Here is a 5,816-nt window from a genome sequence, read left to right on the forward strand (position 1 = left end):
ACAGAAGAGTTGGGTCCAAATAAAACACCGTTTGGATTAACCAGGAATATCTTTCCGTTTGCGGTCAGTGTTCCCAATATCTCAGATATACTACCTCCGGTTACCCTATTTAAAGCAACCGAATCTCCTCCAGGCTGATTAAAATTAACCGCCTCAGGGTTAGCAATTGAAAAACTATTATAATTTATGATTACTCTATCTGATGTATCGATATTTAAGGTATTTGAATCAGGTTGATTAAACTCAGCAGTTCCTGCCTGAACTTGATAACCCTCAGGTAATGCATAGCAAACGGTTGAATAAAAAAAGAATACTCCTGCCAACAAAACTCTAATAATATTTTGGGGAACCATATCCCGCCTCCATAAAGATACTTCTTGAGTATCTTTAGTTATTTTATTAAAAAACGACACAACCGCCTTGAAAACATACATTTCTATACCCCTCTACCTTTTTATAGTATATACACATGTATGACATACTTTTTAAAGCTTGTCAAACTAACCATTTTAAAAAACCTTGCTTACTTCTATCCATGTTCTAGCATGATCACCATCTGATGGCGTCTCATCTAAAGGCCATCCTATTTCAAGCCGAACAAAAAGGTTCTTATTGGGAACGTTTAAGCGTAATCCACATCCTGCTGAACGTAAAGTCTCATGCTCTTCTTCTCCTACTTGAGGATTTCTTAAAAAAGTATGGCCCCAATCATAAAAACCAACAAAACGTAAAGCATCGTACAGTTTCTCCTGACAAAAAGGCACTCTTAAGCTTTTAGGCATGAAATAAAAGGGCGTTGAAAGCTCTAAGTTTGATGAGTATCCCTTATCTCCTACTTTCTCTGCTGCAGGATAACCACGGTTATTAGAAATACCTCCTATTTGAAACTGTTCTGCTGCAGTCAGTATATAAGGAAATATCTGCATCTGGTTTTTCCAAAGCAATGTGGAATTAAAAGGCATCTTATGCAATCTAAGTAATGACATATTCCATTTGGTAAATTTACCACCGGCTCCTGTCTTTGACGCATTGGCATCGACATCTTCAAGCCCACCGAATATATCTGGTATGCCATAATTAAATTCGTTTACAAAGATAGTCCTACCCCATTTATCGGACCTATCTATATCTATACTCAGTTTTGCAACTCGCATCTCATCTTTACTGTCTTCTGCACCTAAGAGATAGTTTCTTATATGTTTATAATCAAAACCTCCTGCCAGACGTATATCTATATCTTCTTCGTTTTTTAAATATTTATTAAGAAAAAAGGATAATAACGTGCTTTTACCTCGGATATCAGTATCTTTATGTTCTTCGCCTAACTTTAAGCGTGTGCGAGCTGCAAAAAGACCCATCTCCCAGCTTTCACCAAAAGGAATAAAATAACGTATACTATTTAATCTGTAGGCATCGGCATCTGCTCTCTGTAGTTTTAGAGAGAGGATATCATCATGTCCAGTTATATTATTGTGATCAATATTCAGTGCCAATCTGTCCCTTCCTATATAGCGAGAACCGAAATTATCATAATTGAAACCAACATGAAAAGGTAAGTTGTCCTCAACCTCAAGCACTATATCAGTCTCACCTGGTGCTTTACCAGGAACCAAGACTGCCCGTGCAGATCTATCCGGATGTTCGTTTATCTTAATCAAACCCTTTCTTAAAATATCAAAATTAAAATATTCTTCTTTTTTGAGGCTAATCTTACTTTCAATAAGCTTGATGCTGAAATACTTATTGTTTTTTATCTCTAAATTACCCATCTTACCTTCTAAGACCCGTATCTCTAAAGCACCTTCGGAAAGAGACTGGGGAGGAATATAAGCACGAGAAGTAATATAACCATTCTTACGGTACAAATCGGTAATTAAATTTGCTATCTTGTAGATTTCGCGAAGGCTGAGTTCTCTGTTTTCAAAATCAGAAGTTATACTTTGAATCTCATCCTCTGAGAATATAGTTACTCCTACAACTTTTATCTCTTTAATAAAAACTTGATCTCCTTCTTTCTCCGGAGCAACAACAACTTCTTCTTTTTCAATATCCGGGATTATCGGTTTCTCTTCGATACGCTCTCTCAGTTCTTTCTCTACCTCTAGATCACGTTCCAATTTCTCATATTGGCCTGCAGTTTGAGCATAAACAGAATGGGACTGCACTAAAATGACGACGGTTAAAAAAAGAAACTTTATGGTTTTCATATTTTCCCTCGTTTAAGTTTTTACCCTTTATAGCTTTGATTATCTTATTCCCAGACAAATTTACTGTCAACATGAATATAGATTTTACACTTTATTTAAACAATATAAAATTGACTTTTATCTCTTTTTAATGTAATTTTTAGAGAATTCGGGGCTGTAGCTCAGCGGGAGAGCACTACGCTGGCAGCGTAGGGGCCGAGGGTTCAAATCCCTCCAGCTCCAAGCGAAATAGAATTAGAACCAGAGCTCTTTAGCAATTGAAAAACAAAAGAAAAGACGTTTTAATTATCCTGATAATATCTCTCCTACTCTCTATATCAAATGTATCAGCCGAAAAAATCATGGTCATCCCTGTTAAGGGTGTAATTGATTTAGGGTTGTCTACTTTCATAAAAAACTCCGTAGAAAAAGCAGAGACTCAAGGTATAGCTACTATTATTTTAGAGATGGATACACCCGGAGGCAGAGTAGATGCTGCCGATATAATCTGTGAAGCTCTCATTGACTATCAAGGTGAGACTGTTACTTTCGTAACCAATCAAGCCTGGAGTGCAGGAAGCATGATCGCTCTATCCAGTGACAGAATAATAATGCGGCCTGCAGCAAGTATAGGCTCTGCAGAGCCCAGGCAAGGAATAACAGGAGAGAAAGCAGATGAGAAGATAGTCTCCGCCTTAAGAGCACGATTTAAAGCCCTGGCTGAGGAGAAAGACCATAATACTGCATTGGCCCAGGCTATGGTCGATAAAGATATTATAGTATTTAAAATACTTCTTGATGATAAAACTCTTATCGTTACAGAGGAAGAGCTTAATGAGAAGAGAGCAACTGAAAGAGGCAAGATCAAAATTCTAACCACTATATCTGAAGAAGGCAAACTCTTAAACCTAAGTGCAAAAGATGCCCAGAAATATAATCTGGCTGAAGCAATCTGCGAAGATAGAGAGGCTCTTATTGCATATCTGGGGATAGAGAACCTTCAAATAACAGAAGAGAGACCCAGTTGGTCTGAAAACCTGGTAAGATTTATCACTCACCCTGTTCTATCCTCACTCCTTTTGGGTATTGGATTCTGGGCTATAATGCTTGCATTAAGAATACCAGGTCTAGGACTTCCTGAAGTTGCAGGAATAAGTGCACTAGGACTTTTCTTCTGGGGCCATAAGCTAGCGGGGTTATCAGGGTGGTTAGATATACTCCTTGTTATCATAGGTCTAACTTTAATCTTAATTGAACTCTTTATAATTCCCGGATTTGGATTGACAGGAGCAGCAGGGGCTTTAACCTTACTGGCAGGAATAGTCCTTACATTGACAAACCATCCTATATATCCACCAATTAATGAACTCAATAGAGCATCTGGAATAATGCTCTCGTCTCTCTTCATCTCTCTTACCATGTTATTTATAAGTCTAAAGATATTTCCAAAAACAAAGTTTTGGAATAAATTAATCTTAGAATATCAATCTAAGAAACCTGAAACAGAAGGAGAGCTTGCAATTTCAGATAGCGGAATCGCCATATCTGATTTAAGACCGGTTGGAAGAGCTAAGTTTGGAGATAAGATATACGATGTAGAGACGCTGGGTGACTATATTCAAAAAGGAGAGAAGGTTAAAATCATTTCAAAACATGGTAGTATAAGGAAGGTGAAAAAAGCATGAACATATTGAATAATCTCTTTAGTATAATATTCGGCCTCATGGCTTCAATAATCTTCTTCCTAATGGAGCTCTTTATAATTCCCGGGTTTGGCATAATGGGTATACTGGGTATCGCAATCCTCACAATCACAACTCACCTTGCTTATAAGAACCTGGGTCCGGATGCCGGAATATATACTCTGCTTGCCGGTATTTTTTTCGCAAGCCTATTTGTATATTACTTCATAAAGAGACAGCTCTTTAGAAAGACGACTCTGCAATATAGATTGACAAAAGAAGACGGCTATGGGATAAGACATCTATTGATAAAAGATTACCTCGACAAAGAAGGCATAGCTCTAAGTACATTGAGGCCTGTAGGCATCATAGAGATAGATGGTGAAAGACTTGATGCTACAGCAGAAGGAACTTTCTTTCTTGAGAAAGGCTCTAAAGTAAAAGTCGTAGGCATAGACGGTAATAAATTAAAAGTTCAAAAAAAAGAGGAGGTTTAGCATGAACATAACAATTCTTTTCCTAATAATCTTTGGAGGTTTTTTTCTTTTTGGCTATTTTATACCTTTAAGGCTTTGGATCGCAGCGCTTGCCGCAGGGGTAAAATTAAGTCTATTCAGTCTTGTTGGGATGAGGCTTAGAAAAGTAGACCCTAACGTCATAGTTCCCTCTCTTATAATGTTGTATAAAGCTGGTTTAGCAACTGACGTAAATAAGATGGAGGCCCATTATCTTGCAGGTGGAAATGTATTAAATGTAATCAAGGCACTGATATCGGCTGATAAAGCTGAGATAGTTTTAAATTTTGAAAGAGCAGCTGCAATTGACCTTGCAGGAAGAGATGTGCTGGATGCTGTTAAAACATCTGTTAACCCCAAGGTAATTGATGCACCAAAAGAGAATATGGTTGCAGCTGTTGCTAAAGATGGAATACAGGTTTTGGCTAAAGCACGTGTCACAGTAAGAGCCAACCTTGATAGGCTCGTAGGAGGAGCAACTGAAGAGACAATTATAGCAAGAGTTGGAGAGGGAATAGTCACAACGATAGGCTCATCCGCATCTTATAAAAATGTCATTGAGAACCCAGACTCAATATCTAAAACCGTTCTGGACAAAGGTCTTGATGCAGGGACTGCATTTGAAATTCTCTCTATAGATATCGCAGATATAGATGTAGGTAAAAATATCGGCGCCCAACTGCAGACCGACCAAGCAGAGGCTGATTTAAAAGTAGCTCAAGCAAAAGCAGAGACACGCCGTGCTATGGCTGTTGCACAAGAACAGGAGATGAAAGCAAAGGTGCAGGAGATGCAGGCAAAGGTAGTAGAAGCAGAAGCTCAAGTCCCGCTTGCAATTGCAGAAGCATTTAAGAGCGGAAACCTGGGAGTTCTTGATTATTACAAAATGAATAATATCCAAGCTGATACAAAGATGCGATCAAATATTGCAAAAGATGTACAACCAGGAAAAGAAGGTAAAGAAAAATAATGGCAGATCTACTGATAGTACTATTCCTGATTATTTTCTGGGTAATATCTCATGCCTTGAAACAATCAGGTAAACCAAAACCTCAATATGAAGAGAGTAACGAGCTAGAACATCTTTTCAGATTCCCACAACTCAACATAATCCCGGAAGCTCTAAAACAAGAAGATAAGAAAATAGAGCAGAGAATAGCCGGTAAGATAGAACCTGAAGAGAAACCAGAAGCAGTTAAAACAGAGGTCATTATCCCTAAGCGTCAAATCAAAACTTCAAAATTTGATTCTGGAAAACTCTACCAAGATATGCTAAAATCCAAAACTTCTTTGAGAGATTCTATCATTATTAAAGAGATTTTAGATAGCCCAGTATCTTTACGATAATTTAAGCCAGGGTGGCGGAATGGCAGACGCGCGTGATTCAAAATCACGTCTCCGTAAGGGGGTGGGGGTTCAAGTCCCCCCTCTGG

The 5,816-nt window shown here is 38.2% G+C and carries 6 protein-coding genes and 1 tRNA gene; 5 read left to right on the forward strand and 2 right to left on the reverse strand.

All coding sequences use genetic code 11. From position 1 onward, the window contains the following. A partial coding sequence (locus P9L98_04830) for a filamentous hemagglutinin N-terminal domain-containing protein (protein MDP8216622.1) occupies positions 1-434 on the reverse strand: 434 nt, incomplete at its 3' end. Between the two features lie 75 nt (positions 435-509). Further along, positions 510-2,207: a ShlB/FhaC/HecB family hemolysin secretion/activation protein gene (locus P9L98_04835; protein ID MDP8216623.1), complete on the reverse strand. Its 1,698-nt coding sequence runs from the start codon at positions 2,205-2,207 to the stop codon at positions 510-512. Between the two features lie 150 nt (positions 2,208-2,357). Here P9L98_04835 and P9L98_04840 point away from each other — a divergent pair. The 5 genes from P9L98_04840 to P9L98_04860 all read left to right on the forward strand — a co-directional run bounded on the left by P9L98_04840 (position 2,358) and on the right by P9L98_04860 (position 5,730). Next, a tRNA-Ala gene (locus tag P9L98_04840) sits at positions 2,358-2,429 on the forward strand. Between the two features lie 35 nt (positions 2,430-2,464). Continuing rightward, positions 2,465-3,871, forward strand: a complete 1,407-nt coding sequence (locus P9L98_04845) for an NfeD family protein (GenBank protein MDP8216624.1) — start codon at positions 2,465-2,467, stop codon at positions 3,869-3,871. Beyond that, positions 3,868-4,365 carry an NfeD family protein gene (locus P9L98_04850; protein ID MDP8216625.1) on the forward strand — a complete coding sequence of 166 codons (498 nt, stop codon included), beginning with the start codon at positions 3,868-3,870 and terminating at the stop codon, positions 4,363-4,365. Before P9L98_04845 ends, P9L98_04850 begins: the two co-directional genes overlap by 4 nt. 1 nt (position 4,366) lies before the next feature. Further along, entirely contained in the window at positions 4,367-5,353 is a 987-nt protein-coding gene (floA, locus tag P9L98_04855; GenBank protein MDP8216626.1) for a flotillin-like protein FloA, read from the forward strand. Further along, positions 5,353-5,730 carry a hypothetical protein gene (locus P9L98_04860; GenBank protein ID MDP8216627.1) on the forward strand — a complete coding sequence of 126 codons (378 nt, stop codon included), beginning with the start codon at positions 5,353-5,355 and terminating at the stop codon, positions 5,728-5,730. The genes floA and P9L98_04860 overlap by 1 nt, the downstream gene beginning before the upstream one ends. Positions 5,731-5,816: the final 86 nt, after the last annotated feature.

Origin of the sequence: Candidatus Kaelpia imicola, from assembly GCA_030765505.1 — a bacterium.
GTDB classification, from domain to species: domain Bacteria; phylum Omnitrophota; class Gorgyraeia; order Kaelpiales; family Kaelpiaceae; genus Kaelpia; species Kaelpia imicola.